The sequence below is a fragment of the Streptomyces sp. RPA4-2 genome (assembly GCF_012273515.2).
In the GTDB taxonomy this organism is placed as follows: domain Bacteria; phylum Actinomycetota; class Actinomycetes; order Streptomycetales; family Streptomycetaceae; genus Streptomyces; species Streptomyces kaempferi.
In genome coordinates this window covers 4,241,001-4,259,507 of sequence record NZ_CP050975.2, presented here as the reverse complement: position 1 = coordinate 4,259,507, position 18,507 = coordinate 4,241,001, and the positions used below count along the sequence as shown (strand labels likewise).

General features: G+C 71.7%; 17 protein-coding genes and 1 riboswitch. Of the genes, 8 read left to right on the top strand and 9 right to left on the bottom strand.

All coding sequences use genetic code 11. The annotated features are described in order from the left end of the window. Positions 1-7: 7 nt before the first annotated feature. Entirely contained in the window at positions 8-952 is a 945-nt protein-coding gene (locus HEP85_RS18480) for a glucosyl-3-phosphoglycerate synthase (protein ID WP_168528721.1), read from the bottom strand. 166 nt (positions 953-1,118) lie between these two features. Continuing rightward, positions 1,119-1,275, top strand: a riboswitch (SAM riboswitch). 17 nt (positions 1,276-1,292) lie between these two features. On the opposite strand from HEP85_RS18480, the gene thrC reads away from it, so the two are divergent. The 5 genes from thrC to HEP85_RS18455 all read left to right on the top strand — a co-directional run bounded on the left by thrC (position 1,293) and on the right by HEP85_RS18455 (position 7,098). Beyond that, entirely contained in the window at positions 1,293-2,630 is a 1,338-nt protein-coding gene (gene thrC / locus HEP85_RS18475; protein WP_168528720.1) for a threonine synthase, read from the top strand. A gap of 121 nt (positions 2,631-2,751) precedes the next feature. Further along, complete coding sequence (locus HEP85_RS18470) at positions 2,752-3,027, top strand: MoaD/ThiS family protein (RefSeq protein WP_168528719.1); 276 nt, start codon at positions 2,752-2,754, stop codon at positions 3,025-3,027. Positions 3,028-3,481: 454 nt separating this feature from the next. Then, complete coding sequence (locus HEP85_RS18465; RefSeq protein WP_007493268.1) at positions 3,482-3,688, top strand: cold-shock protein; 207 nt, start codon at positions 3,482-3,484, stop codon at positions 3,686-3,688. A 435-nt stretch (positions 3,689-4,123) separates the two neighbouring features. Then, complete coding sequence (gene groL, locus HEP85_RS18460; RefSeq protein WP_168528718.1) at positions 4,124-5,746, top strand: chaperonin GroEL; 1,623 nt, start codon at positions 4,124-4,126, stop codon at positions 5,744-5,746. A gap of 230 nt (positions 5,747-5,976) precedes the next feature. Continuing rightward, positions 5,977-7,098 carry an NADH:flavin oxidoreductase gene (locus tag HEP85_RS18455; RefSeq protein WP_248001984.1) on the top strand — a complete coding sequence of 374 codons (1,122 nt, stop codon included), beginning with the start codon at positions 5,977-5,979 and terminating at the stop codon, positions 7,096-7,098. Positions 7,099-7,258: 160 nt separating this feature from the next. Here HEP85_RS18455 and HEP85_RS18450 read toward each other — a convergent pair whose 3' ends face one another. The 4 genes from HEP85_RS18450 to HEP85_RS18435 form a co-directional block, all read right to left on the bottom strand. Continuing rightward, positions 7,259-8,500, bottom strand: a complete 1,242-nt coding sequence (locus HEP85_RS18450) for a triacylglycerol lipase (protein WP_168528716.1) — start codon at positions 8,498-8,500, stop codon at positions 7,259-7,261. A gap of 395 nt (positions 8,501-8,895) precedes the next feature. Continuing rightward, on the bottom strand, positions 8,896-9,483 hold the full coding sequence (locus HEP85_RS18445; protein ID WP_168528715.1) for a hypothetical protein: 588 nt from the start codon (positions 9,481-9,483) through the stop codon (positions 8,896-8,898). A 58-nt stretch (positions 9,484-9,541) separates the two neighbouring features. Further along, complete coding sequence (gene murQ, locus HEP85_RS18440; protein WP_168528714.1) at positions 9,542-10,489, bottom strand: N-acetylmuramic acid 6-phosphate etherase; 948 nt, start codon at positions 10,487-10,489, stop codon at positions 9,542-9,544. A 187-nt stretch (positions 10,490-10,676) separates the two neighbouring features. Next, positions 10,677-11,600, bottom strand: a complete 924-nt coding sequence (locus tag HEP85_RS18435) for a MurR/RpiR family transcriptional regulator (RefSeq protein WP_168528713.1) — start codon at positions 11,598-11,600, stop codon at positions 10,677-10,679. A gap of 55 nt (positions 11,601-11,655) precedes the next feature. Between HEP85_RS18435 and HEP85_RS18430 the strand changes: the two genes are divergently transcribed. Both HEP85_RS18430 and HEP85_RS18425 read left to right on the top strand, forming a co-directional pair. Beyond that, positions 11,656-12,051, top strand: a complete 396-nt coding sequence (locus HEP85_RS18430) for a hypothetical protein (protein WP_168528712.1) — start codon at positions 11,656-11,658, stop codon at positions 12,049-12,051. After that, positions 12,048-12,314 carry a DUF4031 domain-containing protein gene (locus tag HEP85_RS18425; protein WP_329288580.1) on the top strand — a complete coding sequence of 89 codons (267 nt, stop codon included), beginning with the start codon at positions 12,048-12,050 and terminating at the stop codon, positions 12,312-12,314. The genes HEP85_RS18430 and HEP85_RS18425 overlap by 4 nt, the downstream gene beginning before the upstream one ends. A 157-nt stretch (positions 12,315-12,471) precedes the next feature. On the opposite strand, the gene HEP85_RS18420 is transcribed toward HEP85_RS18425, so the two are convergent. From HEP85_RS18420 to HEP85_RS18410, 3 genes are read right to left on the bottom strand one after another with little or no spacing between them, the layout of a single operon-like run. Beyond that, positions 12,472-13,575, bottom strand: a complete 1,104-nt coding sequence (locus tag HEP85_RS18420) for a GNAT family N-acetyltransferase (protein ID WP_248001983.1) — start codon at positions 13,573-13,575, stop codon at positions 12,472-12,474. Between the two features lie 19 nt (positions 13,576-13,594). Then, positions 13,595-14,800, bottom strand: coding sequence for a Cmx/CmrA family chloramphenicol efflux MFS transporter (locus tag HEP85_RS18415; RefSeq protein ID WP_168533766.1), 1,206 nt, complete (start codon positions 14,798-14,800; stop codon positions 13,595-13,597). Between the two features lie 17 nt (positions 14,801-14,817). Next, positions 14,818-15,480, bottom strand: coding sequence for a hypothetical protein (locus tag HEP85_RS18410; protein WP_168528711.1), 663 nt, complete (start codon positions 15,478-15,480; stop codon positions 14,818-14,820). Between the two features lie 143 nt (positions 15,481-15,623). Here HEP85_RS18410 and HEP85_RS18405 point away from each other — a divergent pair, with 143 nt between their 5' ends. After that, a complete protein-coding gene (locus HEP85_RS18405; RefSeq protein WP_168528710.1) occupies positions 15,624-16,319 on the top strand; it encodes a copper homeostasis protein CutC in 696 nt (231 codons plus the stop codon). Positions 16,320-16,469: 150 nt separating this feature from the next. Here HEP85_RS18405 and HEP85_RS18400 read toward each other — a convergent pair whose 3' ends face one another. After that, positions 16,470-18,434, bottom strand: coding sequence for an ATP-binding domain-containing protein (locus HEP85_RS18400; protein WP_248002492.1), 1,965 nt, complete (start codon positions 18,432-18,434; stop codon positions 16,470-16,472). Between the last annotated feature and the right edge of the window lie 73 nt (positions 18,435-18,507).

Sequence of the window (18,507 nt, the reverse complement as noted above, 5' to 3'; positions counted from 1 at the left end):
ACGCGGTTCACGCGGCCCTGCGTTTGACGTACTCGGAGATTTCGGCCATCGGGGGGCGTTCCTCCGTGTCCACCGAGTACGTGCGCGGCTCGAATCCGTCCTCGCCCCGCTCGAACTGGGTGAGGGACGGCCGGATGAGGTGACCGCGGGCCAGCCGGAGCTGCGCCGTGCGGTAGATCGCGGCGGACATCCGGCCCAGCGCCTGCCCGTCCTGGTGGCGGTGCTTTCGCTCGCCCACGTCGACCTGGGCGAGCGCGTCGAGGCCCACCAGGTGCAGGGCGTCGACGAGCATGCCCAGTTCGACGCCGTATCCGACGGGGAAGGGGAGCTGTTCGAGCAGCGAGCGGCGGGCCGCGTACTCACCGCCGAGCGGCTGGACGAACCCGGCCAGCTGCGGCCAGTGCATGTTCAGCAGCGGGCGGGCCATGAGTTCCGTGACGCGACCGCCCTGCCCCGCGGCGCCGGCCAGCGGACGGTCGTACATCCCCTTGACGAGGTCCACGCCCGGCTCGGTGAGCAGCGGGCCCACGATCCCGGAGACGAAGTCCGACGAGAACTCCCTCAGGTCCGCGTCGATGAAACAGACGATGTCCCCGCTCGTCACGAGCAGCGACCGCCACAGGACCTCGCCCTTGCCGGGCACGGCCGGGATACGGGGCAGGATCTCGTCCCGGTGCACGACCCGCGCGCCCGCCGCGGCCGCCACCTGCGAGGTGCGGTCGGTCGAGCCCGAGTCGACGACGACGATCTCGTCGACGAGGGGCACCTGGCGCATCAGGTCCTCACGGATGACGGCGACGATCTCGCCGACCGTCTCCTCCTCGTTCAGCGCGGGCAGCACGACGCTCACCGTGGAGCCCGACGCGCGCTTGGCGGACATGATTCTGTGGAGCGGGCGATCGGTCACGGACCAGGAGCGTGTGCTCAGCCAGCGCTCGACTTCCTTCAGCACAGTCGCGGCTCCTCACTGTCTGATCACCCGATGTCTCACGGTGTGATCCATCTCGCGGTTCGGACGACTATCTCAACTGTCCTGGCCTTCGGTTACAGTCTTGAACAACGCGGATGACCATCGCATGTCGTAGATCATCCCGGACAGCAGACCAACAACCGAATACCGCTCATCCAGAGGGGCAGAGGGATACGGCCCGATGAAGCCCCGGCAACCCTCCAGCCGGTCTCGTACCGATCATTGTCGATCGTGTCGCGGGGCTCCCGGCTCGGGAAGGTGCCAAATCCGTCTCACGGCGAAGTGCGTCGTGAGGAAGATGAGGAGAAAGGGCCTCGCCTCCATGGCTGCGCAGACTGTTGCAAGCACTCCGGACGCCGCGACCTCAGCGAACCCGTCCGCTTCCACCCTTTCCGCCGCTTCCACCGGCTCCGTCGATCTGGGTCCCGCCGCGGCGCTCTCCTGCCGCGAGTGCGGCCACCGCGTGCCGCTCGGCCCGGTCTTCGCCTGCGAGGAGTGTTTCGGACCGCTCGAGATCGCCTACGACTTCTCGGCCTACGACACCGAGGAGCTCCGGGCGCGCATCGAGGCGGGCCCCGCGAACATCTGGCGTTACGCGCCGCTGCTCCCGGTCCCGGCCGACGTCGCCGACAAGCCGAACATCAACCCGGGCTGGACCAGGCTCGTCAAGGCCGACAACCTCGCCCGCGAGCTGGGCGTCGACCCCGGCAGGCTCTTCGTCAAGGACGACTCCGGCAACCCGACGCACTCCTTCAAGGACCGCGTCGTCGCCCAGGCCATCGAGGCCGCCCGCGCCTTCGGCTTCACCACCCTCTCCTGCTCCTCGACCGGCAACCTCGCCGGCGCGGTGGGTGCCGCCGCCGCCCGCGCCGGCTTCCGCTCCTGCGTGTTCATCCCGCACGACCTGGAGCAAGGCAAGATCGTCATGGCCGCGGTCTACGGCGGCGAGCTCGTCGGCATCGAGGGCAACTACGACGACGTGAACCGCTTCTGCTCCGAGCTGATCGGCGACCCGGCCGGTGAGGGCTGGGGCTTCGTCAACGTCAACCTGCGGCCGTACTACGCGGAGGGGTCCAAGACCCTCGCGTACGAGATCTGTGAGCAGCTCGGCTGGCAGCTGCCCGACCAGCTCGTCGTGCCGATCGCCTCCGGTTCCCAGCTGACCAAGGTCGACAAGGGGCTGCGGGAGCTGATCGAGCTCGGCCTCGTCGAGGACAAGCCCTACAAGATCTTCGGCGCGCAGGCCGAGGGCTGTTCACCGGTGTCCGTCGCCTACAAGGCCGGCCACGACGTCGTCCGGCCCCAGAAGCCGAACACCATCGCCAAGTCGCTGGCCATCGGCAACCCCGCCGACGGCCCGTACGTGCTGGACATCGCGCGGCGGACGGGCGGGGCGGTGGAGGACGTGAACGACGAGCAGGTGGTCGACGCGATCAAGCTGCTGGCGCGTACCGAGGGCATCTTCGCCGAGACGGCCGGCGGTGTGACGGTGGGTGTGGCCAAGAAGCTGATCGAGAACGGGCTGCTCGACCCGACGCTCACCACGGTCGTGCTGAACACCGGTGACGGCCTCAAGACGCTGGACGCGGTGGCCGGCACGGGGCTGACCGCGACCATCCGTCCCAGCCTGGACTCCTTCCGTGAGGCCGGCCTCGCGTAGCCGCCCGGCCGGGGGAGGCCGTTCCCCGGCCGCGGGCCCGTGAGGGCCGGCCGCGCAGTTCCGCGCGCCCCCGCCGGGGCGCTTCCAGCCGTACGCCACCATCCGACCGGGAGGTCACCGCATGAGCGTCAACGTCCGCATCCCCACCATCCTGCGCACCTACACCGGTGGCCGGTCCGAGGTGACCGCCGAGGGAGGAACCCTCGGCGAGGTGATCTCCGACCTGGAGAAGAACCACACGGGCATCGCCGCGCGCGTGCTGGACGACGAGGGCAAGCTGCGCCGGTTCGTCAACGTGTACGTCAACGACGACGACGTCCGCTTCGAGCAGGGCCTGGAGACGGCGACGCCGGACGGCGCGGGCGTGTCGATCATCCCCGCCGTCGCCGGAGGCTGACGGGCGATTACCCACGGTGAGATCATTACCGTGGGTAATGCCAATCACCGAGAGTTCACCGAATTGCCCCCTCCGTGAGAGAAGCGGAGGGGGCAATTCTGTATGGTTGAGCGGGGTACAGTTGGGGAACCCGCCGCGTTATCCATGCCGGGTGCATATGAGTGCACGTACCGCCTGCGATAAGAAGTGGCCAAAGTGCCCGGCGCTTTTGAGTCTTATGTGGCCTTTATGGGGCCCGAGTTGCCCTGAATCTTCGCGAATTCTCCCTATATTCCCGATCGGGCCTGCCCAGAATTCTCGTCCGATTGACCTGTTGCAGACGGCAGTTGGGCAGATACATTCAGCCGCGGTCGACGCGTTCCGGCGCACACCCCCAATCCGTTGGGGGGTGGAGGTCTGACCCGGGTCCGCGAAGTGCGGTCCTGTGCAAGGGCCAGTAATAGGGGAGTTAGGCATGGCTCAGGGCACCGTCAAGTGGTTCAACGCGGAGAAGGGGTACGGCTTCATCGCGGTCGACGGTGGTGCGGATGTTTTCGTCCACTACAGCGCGATTCAGATGGACGGCTACCGCACCCTGGAAGAGGGTCAGCGGGTCGATTTCGAGATCTCGCAGGGCCAGAAGGGGCCGCAGGCGGACATGGTCCGGCTCGCGACCGGCTGAAGCACGCGCCGACTGACTGTTCGACGTGACGAAGGGCTCGTATCCCGCTGGGGTGCGAGCCCTTCGGTATGTCCGTGGACCGACCGGGATCCGGCCCTGAATCTTCCGGGTGCCCGGCCGCGAACCTGCGGGGACCCTGTCCGCGGCTCCTCCCGGGGCGTCCGCGTGACCTCGCGGGAGCGGTCGCGGACCCCCTTCGGAGGACGGTCGTGCCGCCCCTGTTCACCTGGGGATCCTCCCGAGTCGCTTGCACTCGGCAGGGGCGAGTGCTAATCATTGCGTTAGCACTCTGAAGGTGAGAGTGATAACGAAGGACCGGGTCGGTGAGGCCCGCAGGCCAGGTGGTGCAAGGAACCACGGTGGCAGGCAGGCCGTCCGTCGCGGGCGCCAGCGCGGTCCGGAGCAATCCACCCCAGTCCGGGAGGACCACTTCACATGGCCAAGATCATCGCGTTCGACGAGGAGGCACGGCGCGGTCTCGAGCGCGGGATGAACCAGCTCGCCGACGCCGTCAAGGTCACCCTTGGCCCCAAGGGCCGCAACGTCGTCCTCGAGAAGAAGTGGGGCGCCCCCACGATCACCAACGATGGTGTTTCCATCGCCAAGGAGATCGAGCTCGAGGACCCGTACGAGAAGATCGGCGCCGAGCTGGTCAAGGAAGTCGCCAAGAAGACGGACGACGTCGCCGGCGACGGTACGACCACTGCGACCGTGCTCGCCCAGGCGCTCGTCCGTGAGGGCCTGCGCAACGTGGCCGCCGGTGCCAACCCGATGGCCCTCAAGCGCGGTATCGAGAAGGCCGTCGAGGCCGTCTCCGGTGCCCTGCTCGAGCAGGCCAAGGATGTCGAGACCAAGGAGCAGATCGCTTCCACGGCCTCCATCTCCGCCGCCGACACCCAGATCGGCGAGCTCATCGCCGAGGCGATGGACAAGGTCGGCAAGGAAGGCGTCATCACCGTCGAGGAGTCCCAGACCTTCGGTCTGGAGCTGGAGCTCACCGAGGGTATGCGCTTCGACAAGGGCTACATCTCGGCGTACTTCGCCACCGACATGGAGCGGATGGAGGCGTCGCTCGACGACCCGTACATCCTCATCGCCAACTCCAAGATCGGCAACGTCAAGGACCTGCTCCCGCTCCTGGAGAAGGTCATGCAGTCGGGCAAGCCGCTGCTGATCATCGCCGAGGACGTCGAGGGCGAGGCCCTGTCGACCCTGGTCGTCAACAAGATCCGTGGCACCTTCAAGTCCGTCGCCGTCAAGGCCCCGGGCTTCGGTGACCGCCGCAAGGCCATGCTCGGCGACATCGCCATCCTCACGGGCGGCGAGGTCATCTCCGAGGAGGTCGGCCTCAAGCTGGAGAACGCCGGGATCGACCTGCTCGGTCGCGCCCGCAAGGTCGTCATCACCAAGGACGAGACCACGATCGTCGACGGCTCCGGCTCCGCCGACCAGGTCGCCGGTCGCGTGAACCAGATCCGTGCCGAGATCGAGAACTCGGACTCGGACTACGACCGCGAGAAGCTCCAGGAGCGCCTGGCGAAGCTGGCCGGCGGCGTGGCCGTCATCAAGGCCGGTGCCGCCACCGAGGTCGAGCTCAAGGAGCGCAAGCACCGCATCGAGGACGCCGTTCGCAACGCGAAGGCGGCCGTCGAGGAGGGCATCGTCGCCGGTGGTGGCGTGGCCCTGCTCCAGGCTTCCTCGGTCTTCGAGAAGCTCGAGCTGACGGGTGACGAGGCGACCGGCGCCAACGCCGTGAAGCTCGCCCTGGAGGCCCCGCTCAAGCAGATCGCCGTCAACGGTGGTCTCGAGGGTGGCGTCATCGTCGAGAAGGTGCGCAACCTGCCCGTCGGCCACGGCCTCAACGCCGCGACCGGTGAGTACGTCGACATGATCGCCGAAGGCATCATCGACCCGGCGAAGGTCACGCGCTCTGCCCTGCAGAACGCCGCCTCCATCGCCGCGCTGTTCCTCACCACCGAGGCCGTCATCGCCGACAAGCCGGAGAAGGCCTCCGCGGCCGCTCCGGGCGGCATGCCGGGCGGTGACATGGACTTCTGATCCGCCTCCGGCTGATCACTGTCCTGACGTTCCGAGGGCGGTACCCCTTCTCGCAGGGGGTGCCGCCCTCGGGCGTGTCCGGGGTCACACAAGGAGTCGGAGAGCACCGGAATGCCGCGCCGGACTCGGCGGTTGAGGTGTCGGGTGGTTGATGCGCATGCACATACCGAGGGGAATGCCCGTCAGCCGTCCGCCCGATGACCGACCGACCTCCCCGAGGAGTCCCGTACGTGACTGCCAACGCCGCCTCCCGTGCAGCCGAGATCCTGTCCCGCCCCGTCGCCCTGAACGGCCTGACCGTCCCGAACCGGATCGTGATGGCACCGATGACCAGGCAGTTCTCGCCGGGCGGTGTCCCGGGCGAGGACGTCGTCGGGTACTACGCCCGCCGTGCCGCCGCGGGCGTCGGCCTCATCGTCACCGAGGGCACCTACGTCGGCCACGAGTCGGCCGGGCAGAGCGACCGCGTCCCGCGCTTCCACGGCGAGGAGCAGCTCGCGGGCTGGACGAAGGTCGCGGACGCGGTGCACGCGGCGGGCGGCACGATCGTGCCCCAGCTGTGGCACATCGGCATGGTGCGTGAGGCGGGTCAGCCGCCGTTCGCCGACGCCCCGGCGGTCGGCCCGTCCGGTCTGACCAACGAGGGCGCCGAGGTCACCGGCAGGGCCATGACCCAGCAGGACCTGGACGACGTCATCGAGGCGTTCGCGAAGGCGGCCGCCGACGCCGAGCGCATCGGCTTCGACGGCGTCGAGCTGCACGGCGCCCACGGCTACCTGCTCGACCAGTTCCTGTGGTCGGGCACCAACCGCCGCACCGACGCGTACGGCGGCGACCCCGTGGCCCGGGCCAGGTTCTCGGCGGAGATCGCGGCCGCGGTCCGCGCCGCGGTCTCGCCCGATTTCCCGGTCATCTTCCGCTACTCGCAGTGGAAGCAGCAGGCGTACGACGCCCGGCTCGCCGAGACCCCGGAGGAGCTGGAGGCGATCCTGGCCCCGCTGGCCGAGGCCGGCGTGGACGCCTTCCACGCCTCCACCCGCCGCTACTGGCTCCCCGAGTTCGACGGCTCCGACCTCAACCTCGCGGGCTGGTCGAAGAAGCTGACGGGCAAGCCGGTCATCAGCGTCGGCTCGGTCGGCCTGGACGGCGAGTTCCTGAAGGCCTTCCAGGGCGAGGGCTCCTCCGTCCGGGGCATCGACGACCTCCTCGACCGTCTGGAGCGCGACGAGTTCGACCTCGTCGCCGTCGGCCGCGCGCTGCTCCAGGACCCCGAGTGGGCGGAGAAGGTCCTCGCCGGCCGCTTCGACGAGCTGAAGGCGTACGACCCGGCGGCGCTGCGGACGCTCAGCTGACCCCACTCCCGTGGCCGGGCCCGGACCTCGGCGCGCCGCTGTACGCCGGAGGGGTGCGGTCCACCGCGCTGCCGCCGTCGCGGTGAGCGGCGGGTCACGGGTGGCGCCCCTCGTACGGGGGGCGCCACCCGCGGCGTCCGGAGTGGTGCGGCGCGTGGTGCTACGGGAGGCGCTCGATGATCCAGGAGCCGAGGTCCTCGGTCATGACGGTGTGGCCCTCGTTCTGGGAGGCGAGCTTGTACTCGTCGAGGCCGCTGTCGCCCGACGGGATGCCGTCGGCCGGGGTGTACAGGTCGTCGCGTGAGGCGATCTCGCGCAGGTCGACCGCGCTGACCGCCGGGACGAAGCAGTGCTCGCGGATGAGGGCCTGGGAGCGCATGCCGTAGTAGAGGGGGAGTTCGTTGAGGCTGTCGGCCAGGATGCCGAAGCCTTCGAGGGTGCCGCCCGGGGCGCCGTCGATGTCGGGCAGACCCGAGGTGTGGATCTCCTCGGTTTCGAGGGTCAGCACCCTTAACTTCGCGACCAGTTGTTCGTCACCGGTGCGCTGGGCGTAGAGGCTGGTGCCGGTGATGGCCAGGCCCTGGCCCCGGAAGGTCTCGTCGCCGGGCAGGATGCCGTTGCCTTCGCCCGTGCCCACGCCGTTGGCCACGCCGATCTTGTGCGGCCGGGCCGGCCAGTTGCCCATGCGCTCCAGCTCGTCCAGGAAGTCGGTGCGGTCCTGGTGCGTCGCGGGAGTGTCCGGCCAGTCGGCGATGTGCTGCCACAGGAGCTGTTTGGCGGCGGGGCTGTTCATCTGGTCCGAGAACCGGTCGTCGAGGTCCCTGATGTAGTGCGCGAAGGCCTGCAGGCCGATGGGGATCCAGGCGCCGCGGTGCGGGCTGTCGTAGGAGAAGTAGAGCTCGGTGCGGTGGTCCGTGCGCCGGTGCTCCAGTTTGAGCAGGGCGTACCGCGTGACCAGACCGCCCATGCTGAAGCCGCCGACCGCGAGGCCGTGGCCGCCGCTCATGTCGTGGGTCGCCCGCTCGATCGCCGCGAGCGCGGCCCGGGCGTTGTGCTGGATCGGCGCGCTGCGCTCGTGGAAGCCGACGATGACGACGTCCCGGCCGCTGCGGCGGATCTCGCTCAGGAACGCGTACTCGCGCCGGTCGAGACCCTCCCAGAGCATCCCGACGTCGCTGGGGCCGGAGTTGAAGCCGTCCGCGATGATCACGGGACGGGTGAGGCCGTGCTTCCCCTCGCCGTAGTACACCCAGGCCGTGCCGCCCGGCAGGTCCCACACGTCGTGCGGCACCGGCGGGAGCTGGGTGGGCGCCTCTCTGGGGCCGGGGGCCAGCACGATCGGGGGTGCGGCGCTCAGCGCCTCGGTGACCTGCTGGGGTGTCGGAGTCTTCTGCTCGGTCATGGACGGTTCCCTTCACGCGGTGTCGATGCCGCGCCCTCGCCGTCGTCGCGGCAGGTGGGCGGGCAGGGAGGCAGGAGCCATCTTCGATACGCGGGGAGACCGCCGGAAGTCTTATGGCGAGATCCGAACTGATGTCGGGATACTTCCGGACAAATGGATGGTTGCTGGATTTGGACCATGCCGTACCTGGGGGAAGTGCGGCATTGGTCTGAATCACCGGAATTATTGCCCCACTTCCCGTTTGTGCGAGTCCCTGTGGGTGCCTCACACGTGGGCGGCGGACGGTCACTGCCGGGGGTAAACCCTCCTGACCAGCCAGCTGCAGGCCGCCGAGGGCCGTGCACTACGTCGCGAAGGGAGGCCGCGACAGGTGTTCGACGGGCCGCTACAGGTGCCTACAGGTTCCCCATCGGTTCGATGTCGACCTTGACCGGGGTGCCCCAGATGCGCAGCACCTCGTAGTCCGTGAACTCGTGGACCAGGCGGTAGGCCATGCCCGGCCGGGGGGTGCGGCGCTCCGCGGCGAGATAGCGCTCGGCCTCCTGGCGGTCGCGGCGCGGGGTGCCGCACAGCGCCCAGGCCTGCCCCGTCCACACCTCCGGGAGCCAGCGCTGCTGGGGCTGGGGGCGGTCGGCGCGCACGCCGTACCGGGACATCGTGCGCTCGGGGGACTCGTCGGGGCCGGTGGGGCGGGCGTGCCCGTAGGCGTCGTTGACCTCGGTGCGGCGGGCGGTGCGACGACGGGTCTCGCAGAGCAGACAGAGGTCCGGGGCGCCCTCGTCCACCGGGCCGTTCGGGTGCTCGGCGCAGCGGGTCGTGGGCACCGCCGTGGTGACCGTCTCCTCCAGCAGGTCCAGGGCCCGCTTGAGGTCGGCCTTGACCTCGTGCAGCTTCGCGTCGGGCGTGTCGGCGTTCAGCGCGTCGCCGTGCTCGCCGAGGACGCGCAGGGCCCGGCCGAGGGCGGTCAGCTGTGCGTGGTTCATGCGTCCACCCTGCCACGCCCCACCGACAACCCGGTGGGGCCGGCCCACCAGGTGCCGCTCAGCGGGGTGCCGCCGCGAGTGCCGCGCGCAAGTGGCCGTCGCTCTCCTCCAGGAGCCGGGCCGCGGTGGGCCCGTCCACCCCGCCGAGGAGGGCGAGGATGGCGTTCTTCACCTCGCCGTCGGTGGCCGTGAGGGCCTGTTCGATCTCCTCGTCCGAGGCGCCGGTCGCCAGCGCGACGATGCGCCGGGAGCGGGCGCGCAGCTTCTCGTTCGAGGCGCGGACGTCGACCATCAGGTTCCCGTACGTCTTGCCGAGCCGGATCATCGTGATCGTCGAGAACATGTTGAGGACGAGTTTCTGGGCCGTGCCCGCCTTCAGGCGGGTGGAGCCGGTCAGCAGCTCGGGGCCGACGACGATCTCGATGCCGTGCTCGGCGGCGGCCGCGAGGGCGCTGTCCGCGTTGCAGGACAGGCCGATGGTCAACGCGCCGCGGGCGCGGGCGTGTTCCACGGCGCCGACGGCGTACGGGGTGCGGCCGGAGGCGGAGATGCCGACCACCGTGTCGTCGGGGGTCAGGGAGAGCGCCTCCAGGTCGGCCGCCGCCAGCTCCCTGGAATCCTCGGCGCCCTCGACCGAGGTGACCATGGCGCCCGGACCGCCCGCGATCAGGCCCACGACCTCGGACGGGTCGGTGTTGAAGGTGGGCGGGCACTCGGAGGCGTCCAGGATTCCGAGGCGGCCCGCGGTGCCCGCGCCCGCGTAGATCAGCCTGCCGCCGCGGGACATCCGCTCCGCGATGTCGTCGATCGCGGCGGCGACGAGGGGGAGCCGCTCCGCGACGGCCGCCGGCACGGTCGCGTCCTCGGCGTTCATGAGCTTCGCGATCTCCAGCGTCGGCAGCCGGTCGATCTCGGAGAGTTCGGGGCGGAACGCCTCGGTGGTCAGCGTCTCCAGCTCGGCACGCAGATCGCGGTAGTTGGAGGAGGCGTCGGCGGTGGAGGTCATGTGGAGCGGCTCTTTCCGGTGCGGGGTGACAAGGGTGTGCCCTTCGGGGCGCTGGGGTGTGACGGGTGCGGCTCGGTCGCGTGGGCGTGACGGGCGTGACGGGCATGAGGGGCATGACGGGCGTGACAGTCCAGGGTCCTGGTACGGCCTCCGGCCTCCGGCCTCTCCCGGCCTCTGCGGCGGCGCGCTACCGCGCACGCCTCCTGGGGGTGTGCCGGTGGGCCAGCGCCTCGTAGGACGCGGCCAGCGCGGGCGCCGCCGTCTCGTACGTCCGCTGCGCGACCCCCACGAACAGGCAGTCGACCACCAGCAGCTGGCTGGTGCGCGAGGACATCGCCGCCGGGCGCAGTTCGCTCTCGCGGGCCGTGGAGGTGGTGAGGATGTGGTCCGCGTACTGCGTCACGGGCCCGTCCGGGCGGCCGGTGATCGCGATCGTGGTCGCCCCGCGCTCGAAGGCGACCCGGAGCGGCTCGATGACGTCGCCGGTGGAGCCGGAGTGGGTGATCGCGATGGCCACGTCCTTGGCGCGCAGCTGCACCGCGTTGGTGACGGCGAGGTGCGGGTCGCTGTGCGGGTGGGCTATCAGCCCGATGCGCAGGAGCTTCTGGGCGAGGTCCTGGGCGACGAGACCGGACGCGCCGACCCCGTAGATGTCGACGCGGCGGGCGGCGGCGAGCGCGGTGACGGCGGCGCCGAGCTGGACCGTGTCGAGCCCGGCCGCGGTGTCGGCGAGGGTCTGCTGCTCGTCGTAGGCGAGCTTGGCGACGACGTCGGCGATCGGGTCGTCGACCGCTATGTCGGCGGTGACCGCGGGGGCGCGGCCCGACTGCTGCTGGGCGGCGAGGCCCGCGAGCGCGAGGCGCAGATCGCGGTAGCCGGGGTAGCCCAGCAGGCGGGAGGTGCGCACGACCGTCGCCTCGCTGGTGCCGGTGAGCTCGGCCAGGCCGGTGACCGTGAGGGACGCGCAGCCGGCCGGGTCCGCGGCGACGGCCTCGGCGACCCGCTGCATGGAACGGGTCATCGACGGAGCCAGCGTCCGCACCTTGGCCGCGAGGGCGGCCGGTGCGGGCGGCGCCTCACCGGCGAAAATTTCCTTCACTTCTTGAGTCACCTCTGAAAGATATTTTCTGCTGGGGTATCCGGTCAAGAGTGCGCACAATGGGTGCATGCCCCCCCACAGTGATCCCATCAGCCCCTTGGAGCAGGCGTTGCACGCGGCTCGTGCCCTCGTCCTGGCCGACCTGGTCGCCGGGGAGGTGGCCGAGGCGGACGTCGTCTCGCTCGTCGAGGACTCGGTGGTGCAGCGCCGCTGGTGGGTCGAGCAGTGGCCGGAGGGTCTCGGCTATGTCGCCGGACTGGTCGCCCAGGACGTGCAGGACGCGCTCCTGGAGCGGTACGGGCGGTGGCCGCTGTGCCCGGTCTGCGGCTCCGGGGACCCGCACGCGCTCGACGTGGAGCCCGAGTTGGGCCCCGACCCGCACTGGGTGTGCCACAAGGCCGGGGTGAAGGTCGCGTCGGTGGGCACCCTCGGATCGGCCACCGGCGACACCCCGTCCTCGTGACCGTCTACATCGATCCGCCCACTTGGCCCGGCCACGGCCGCCTGTGGTCCCACCTGATCAGCGACCTGTCGTACGACGAACTGCACCGGTTCGCGGCCGGCCTCGGCGTCCCGTCGCGCGCCTTCGAACGTGACCACTACGACGTCCCGGCACACCGTTACGCGGACGCCGTGCGCGCCGGGGCGGTGGAGGTCGGCAGCCGCGAGGTGGTGCGGCTGCTGCACGGCGCGGGGCTGCGCCGGCGCAAGCACGCCGGCGGGTGAGGGCCGGGTCCAGGATGTGCCACGTTTCCCGGCGACCGGCGACCGGCGACCGGCGACCGGCGACCGGAGCCGGCCCCGGTCGCCCGGAAGAGCGCGGGCCGGCCGCGGCGGGCGCGGCGGACGACGGGGGCGGACGGGCCGCGCCCGTGGGCGCGGGTCAGTCCTCGCGGGCGTAGACCCGCAGGGCCGGGTGCGGGCCCGCCAGTTCGTACGCGTACTGGTCGGCGTCCTCGCTCACCCGGGTGAAACCGGCGCGTGCGACGACCCGTTGGGAGGCGGCGTTGTCCCGGTCTATGACCGCGAAGAGGACCTTGGCGTCGTCGCGGGCGAGGTACCGGGCGGCGAGGGCGCCGAGCGCCTCGGTCGCGTAGCCGTGGCCGCGGGCGTTCTCCGCGAGGTCGTAGCCGACCTCGGCGCGGCCCTCCTCGTCGGGTACGCCGTGGAAGCCCATGCCGCCGACGGCCAGGCCGTCCGCGGTCCGTACGAGCACGAACATGCCCCACTCAGGGCGGTGCACGCCCGCCTCGTACCCCTTCACGATCATCCCGGCGGCGTCCCGGGTGCCCTCGAAGGGTCCGCCCTCGATCCACCGGAATCCGCCCGTGCCGCCCATGAGCAGATCGGCGGCGGCCGCGGGCGTGACGCCCTGCAGGGTGAGCCGCTCGGCCTCGATCACCAGGTTGTTGCTCCAGCGCCACTCGGTGAGCGGGGCGCGGTCCGGCAGTTCGCCGCGGCCGGTCGCCCACAGCAGGGTGGGCCAGGGGGCCTGGCCGGGCCGCACCTGCGGGAAGATCCGGGCGAGGACGTCCTCGCACAGCTCGGCCGGGGGCTCGTAGGCGACCCCCAGCCCCTGCGCGATGTCGTGGGTGTGCACCAGCACCTCGGTGACGCCCATCGCGGCGAAGCCCTCGCGGCCGGCACCGCGGAACGGGTACGGGTGGAAGGCGCGCAGCTCGCGCGGTGCCGTACGGACGGCGGCGGCCAGCAGGGCGCCGGTCGCCTCGATCACGTCGACGACACCCGCCGCGTCGGTGCCGTCGTCCATGACGATCTCGAAGGGCAGGTAGGCCCCGGTCGCGCGGCCCGCCAACTGGCCCGCGTACGCGATGAGGTCGGACGCGATGTGCTCCGCCGTCCTGCGGCAGCTCCACTCCAGACGGCCCGCCCGGACCGCGTCCCAGTCCCGTCCGGTCACCGTCCGCAGCAGTGCCACGGCCCCGGCGACGGCTTCCTGCACCTGGTCCCCACCCATACCTCGCATGCGGGTGAGGATAAGTGCGCTAGGCCTGTGTGCGTACTGGATTGTTCGGGTTCCCGGCCGCCACCAGGCGGGAGGGCCCGCCGCGCCGGTGCAGGCGCAGCGAGACCGCCGCCACGGCCATCCCGGCCACCGTCATCGCGGCGCCCGCCCAGGCCGTCCCCGCGTACCCGAGGCCCGCGTCGATGACCGCGCCGCCGACCCAGGGGCCCCCGGCGTTGCCGAGGTTGAAGGCGGCCGTGACGGTGGCGCCGGCCAGGGTGGGGGCGGCACCGGCGAGGTTGAACAGGCGGGCGTTGAGCGCCGGGGCGGTGCCGAAGCAGGAGACACCGAGCAGGAAGGAGAGGGCGACGGCCGCGATCGCGTACTGCCCGAGCAGGGCGAGCGCGACGAGGACGGAGGCGGAGGCGGCGATACCGGTGAGGAGCACCCCGAACAGGTGCGCGTCGGCGATACGGCCGCCGATCGTCGTACCGATGAACGCGCCGACCCCGAACAGTGCCAGGACGCCGGGCACCCAGCCGTCGTCGAGCCCGGCGACGTCGGTGAGCAGCGGCGCGAGATAGCTGAACGCGCAGAAGACACCGCCCGCTGAGAGCATCACGACGGTGACGGCGAGCCAGACCTGCGGATCGCGGTAGATGAGCACCTCGCGCCGCAGCCGCGGTTTCTCGGCCGGCCGCGGGATGCGCGGGATCAGGGTGACGACGCCGGTCAGCGCGATCGCCGAGGCGGCGCCGACGGCCCAGAACGCGGAACGCCAGCCCAGGTGCTCCCCGAGGAACGCGCCGGCCGGCACGCCGAGGACGTTCGCGATGGAGAGCCCGCCGATCATCACCGAGAGGGCGCGGGCCCGGGCGGTCTGCGGGACCATCGCGATCGCCACCGCCGCGCCCACCGCCCAGAAGCCCGCACAGGCCAGCGCGCTCACCACGCGGGAGGCGAAGAGCACGGTGTACGTCGGAGCGAGCGCCCCCGCGATCTGTCCCAGACCGAAGACGGCGATGAGCGCGACGAGGGTGGTGCGGCGGGGCAGCCGCAGGGTGGCCACGGCGAGCAGCGGCGCCCCGACGACCATCCCGACGGCGAACGCCGATATCAGCAGGCCCGCCCGCGGGATGGTGACGCCCATGTCGTCGGCTATCGGCGGCAGCAGCCCCGAGAGCATGAACTCGCTGGTCCCGAGGGCGAAGACGGAGAGGGCGAGGATGTGGACGGCGAGGGGCATACGGGTGCGCGCGCCGGTCATGCGCCGGCCCCGGGCACGGTCGGGTCCAGCCGGCCCAGCTCGTCCCCGACGTTGTGCCGGGCCCGCTCCTCCCACTCCCGCTGCCCGTACGGCGTCCGGAACAGCCGTGGCAGGTCCAGGAGTTCGCGCAGCACCGCCGCCCGGCCCGCGCGGAAGGCCTCGTCCGGGACGAAGGCGTACTCCTCGCGGACGGCGGCGGTGTAGGCGGCGTAGGCGTCCGGCGGCGAGGCCAGGACGGCGAGGTCGGCGTCGCAGAGGACGGCGCCGTCGCGGTCGTCGGGGGCGGGGTCGTGGGTGACGGTGAGTCGGACGAGGCGGGCGACCTCCCGTGTGCGCGACGCGTCGCAGCCCAGTTCGGCGAGGGCGCGTTCGGCGAGGCGGGCGGAGCGTTCCTCGTTCTCGGAGCGGTCGGGATGGTAGACGGCGTCGTGGAACCAGGCGGCCAGGCGCACCAGGTCCGGATCGTCCGCGTACTTCTCCAGCAGATCGACGTGGTCGAGGACCGCCGTGAGGTGGGCGACGGAGTGGTACCGGCGCTGCGGCTCCCGCCAGCGGGCGAGGAGGTTGTCCGCGTACGGGGCCGGGTCGGGTCCGCCGGGCGGGCGGGTCCCTTCCAGGGCATGGGTCCAGCGGGCGCGCAGCGCGTCGAGGTCGGGCATGCGCGCATTCTCCCGCGCCGGGGCGGCGGACCACAGGGTGCGGCGGGGACGCCCTCGGGGGATCTTCTCGCGACGGTGGCTGTTCCCGGCGTACGCTGGGGATTGGACTAGACCTGTAGTAGCCGTCCGAGGGAAGAGGTCCTATGAGTGAGCGCAGGCGTGCAGTCCTGGAGGTGATCGCCCTCGACGTGGAGGACGCGGTCGCCGCCCAGGACGGAGGCGCGGACCGGCTGGAGCTGGTCACCGACATGGCCGCCGACGGGCTCACCCCGACGGTGGAGACCTTCGCCGGGATCCGCGCCGCCGTGGACATCTCGCTGCGCGTGATGCTCAGACTGGCCGACGGCTTCGCGGCCGGGGACGTCGACGCGCTCGTCCGCGCGGCGGGCGGGATGCGGACCGCGGGGGCCGACGAGTTCGTCCTCGGGTTCCTCGACGAGCACGGCGGCCCCGACCTGTCCGCCGTGGAGCGGATCGTCGGCGAACTGGACGGCTGCCCCTGGACCTTCCACCGCGCCATCGACCGGGCCGCCGACCGCGACTCGCTGCGCAAGCAGCTCGCCGAACTGCCGGGCCTGGACGCCTATCTGACGGCGGGTTCACCGGACGGCGTGGACGACGGGTTCCCCACCCTCCTCGTCGAGACCGCCCGTGGCGGCGAGCCCGGCTACGAGCCGCGCGTGATGGTGGGCGGCGGCCTGCGCCTCGACCATGTGCCCCGGCTGCGCGCCGCGGGCGTCGACGCCTTCCACATCGGTGGCGCGGCCCGGCCCGGTGGCTGGGCCGGGCCGGTGTCGGCGGACGCGGTACGGCAGTGGCGGGCGGCGCTGGACGCGTAGCGGCCGGTTCTCCGGGCCGGCGTCGGACGCGCCGGGGCCCGCGGCGCCCGCCTGCGCGACCGGTCCCGGGCCGGGCCGCGGGCGGGGACGACGGCTCCCCGGACACCTGCCCCCGCCGTTCCCGAGTCTGCCGTTCCCGAGGCCCCCGGTCTAACCCAGCTGGGGCGGCAGCGGCGCCGCGTGGGTCACGATCAGCCCCGAGACCGCGCGGGTCAGCGCCACGTACAGACGGCGCAGCCCCGTCCGCTCGTCCGGTTCGCCGTCGACCACGGCCCGCGGCTCGTCCAGGACCACGTAGTCGTACTCCAGGCCCTTGGCCAGGGAGGCGGGGACGAGCGTCAGCCGGGTGTCCGGGGTCGTCTCCTCGCCCGGACCGAGATACGTCAGACCGGCGGCGGCCAGCGCCTCGGCGAGCACCGGCACGCGGGCGTCGGCGGCGATGAGCCCGACCGAGCCCTCCTGACCCAGCAACTCCCGGCAGGCCTCGACCACTTCGGGATCCGTCACGGTGGCCCGCAGGTCGAAGAAGCCCGGGTTCTCGCGGACCGACGCCACCGGGGTCAGCCCCGGCGCGATGTGCGGCAGCAGCCGGGAGGCGTAGGTGATGACGTCGGTGGGGACGCGGAAGCCCGCCGTCAGCTCCTCGACGACGGCCTCCTCCTTGCCGAGGTGGGCGAGCGCCTCGCCCCAGCTCCGGGTCGCCCAAGGGGTGGTGCCCTGCGCGAGGTCGCCCAGCACGGTCGCCGACCCCGTCGTACAGCGGCGGCCCACGGCGCGGTACTGCATCGGGGAGAGGTCCTGCGCCTCGTCGAGCACCACGTGTCCGAGGGAGTGCGTGCGCTGGACGAGGTCGGTCGCCTCGTCGATCAGCACCGTGTCCGCGGGGGACCACTTGGCGGTCTTCACGGACCGGGCCGGCTTCGCCCAGAGGATCTCCTTCCGCTCGTCCTCGTCGAGGACCCCCTCGGCGTGGACGGCGAGGAAGTCCGCGTCGGTGAGCAGCCGCAGGACCAGCCGGGCCGGGTCGACGGGCGGCCAGATCGCCTTGACCGCCGCCTTCACCGCGCTGTCACGGGCGACGGCGTCCTGCACCCGGTCGTCCGGCGCCTCCCCGGCCCGCTCCATCTGCACCAGCACGGCGTGCGCGATCCGTTGCGGAAGGGCCTCGCGGGCGGCGCCGTACCGGATGTCGCGGTCCAGCAACTCCCTCACGATCTCCTCCAGTTCGTACGCCGGTACCCGCCAGCGCCGGGAGCCGCGCACCACGACGACCGGCTCGCCCGGCGGGGTCACGTGCGCGCGGACCGCGCGCCGCAGCACCTCGGCCATCCGTGCGTCGCCCTTGATGACGGCGGCGGTGGACGTGTCGGCCCCGCGCACCTCCACATGGGCGACGAGGTCGTCGACCGTGGCCTGCTTGACCTCCAGCTCGCCCAGGGCGGGCAGCACCTGCTCGATGTAGTGCAGGAACGACTTGTTCGGCCCGATGACGAGGGTGCCGGTGCGGGCCAGCCGCTCCCGGTGGGCGTAGAGGAGATAGGCGACGCGGTGCAGGCCGACGGCGGTCTTCCCGGTGCCGGGTCCCCCTTGGACGCACACGCTTCCGCTCAGCCCGCTGCGGACGATCTCGTCCTGCTCGGGCTGGATGGTCGCCACGATGTCGCGCATCGGGCCGACACGCGGCCGCTCGATCTCCCGCTGGAGCAGCTTGCTGGTGGCCGCGGTCTCGGAGGGGTCGGAGAGGTGCTCGTCCTCGTACGCCGTGAGGTCGCCGCCGGTGTACCCGAAGCGGCGGCGCAGCCCGACGTCCATCGGGTCCTTCTTCGAGGCCCGGTAGAACGGCTGCGACACCGGGGCACGCCAGTCGATGACCATCGGGTCGCCCTCGGCGTCGTGCACATGCCGCCGCCCGATGTAGAAGCGCTCGCCCTCCGCGCCTTCCGCCTTGTCGGCGCCGGGCGCGTGGAGATAGTCGAGGCGGCCGAAGAACAGCGGGGTGTGGCTGAGATCGGCCAGGGCCTTGATCCGCTCGTCCATCTGGCGCTGGAGCACCGCGGCGTTGACCCAGTTCGCGGTGACGTCGCGGATGTCGAGGTTCTCCACGTCCTCGCGCATCGCGCGCAGCGCCGCACGGGACTCTCCGAGGTGGGTCCGCTCGCGCAGCAGGGGGTCGTCCGGGGCGTCCGGG

What these genes read in the sequence shown, in the direction of transcription:
- HEP85_RS18465 (WP_007493268.1), top strand. Translation starts at nt 3,482, where the DNA reads ATGGCTCAGGGCACCGTCAAGTGGTTCAACGCGGAGAAGGGGTACGGC.
- HEP85_RS18430 (WP_168528712.1), top strand. Translation starts at nt 11,656, where the DNA reads ATGCCCCCCCACAGTGATCCCATCAGCCCCTTGGAGCAGGCGTTGCAC.
- HEP85_RS18420 (WP_248001983.1), bottom strand. Translation starts at nt 13,575, where the DNA reads ATGCGAGGTATGGGTGGGGACCAGGTGCAGGAAGCCGTCGCCGGGGCC.
- HEP85_RS18410 (WP_168528711.1), bottom strand. Translation starts at nt 15,480, where the DNA reads ATGCCCGACCTCGACGCGCTGCGCGCCCGCTGGACCCATGCCCTGGAA.
- thrC (WP_168528720.1), top strand. Translation starts at nt 1,293, where the DNA reads ATGGCTGCGCAGACTGTTGCAAGCACTCCGGACGCCGCGACCTCAGCG.
- murQ (WP_168528714.1), bottom strand. Translation starts at nt 10,489, where the DNA reads ATGACCTCCACCGCCGACGCCTCCTCCAACTACCGCGATCTGCGTGCC.
- HEP85_RS18405 (WP_168528710.1), top strand. Translation starts at nt 15,624, where the DNA reads ATGAGTGAGCGCAGGCGTGCAGTCCTGGAGGTGATCGCCCTCGACGTG.
- HEP85_RS18400 (WP_248002492.1), bottom strand. Translation starts at nt 18,434, where the DNA reads ATGCGCGAGGACGTGGAGAACCTCGACATCCGCGACGTCACCGCGAAC.
- HEP85_RS18450 (WP_168528716.1), bottom strand. Translation starts at nt 8,500, where the DNA reads ATGACCGAGCAGAAGACTCCGACACCCCAGCAGGTCACCGAGGCGCTG.
- groL (WP_168528718.1), top strand. Translation starts at nt 4,124, where the DNA reads ATGGCCAAGATCATCGCGTTCGACGAGGAGGCACGGCGCGGTCTCGAG.
- HEP85_RS18445 (WP_168528715.1), bottom strand. Translation starts at nt 9,483, where the DNA reads ATGAACCACGCACAGCTGACCGCCCTCGGCCGGGCCCTGCGCGTCCTC.
- HEP85_RS18470 (WP_168528719.1), top strand. Translation starts at nt 2,752, where the DNA reads ATGAGCGTCAACGTCCGCATCCCCACCATCCTGCGCACCTACACCGGT.
- HEP85_RS18415 (WP_168533766.1), bottom strand. Translation starts at nt 14,800, where the DNA reads ATGCCCCTCGCCGTCCACATCCTCGCCCTCTCCGTCTTCGCCCTCGGG.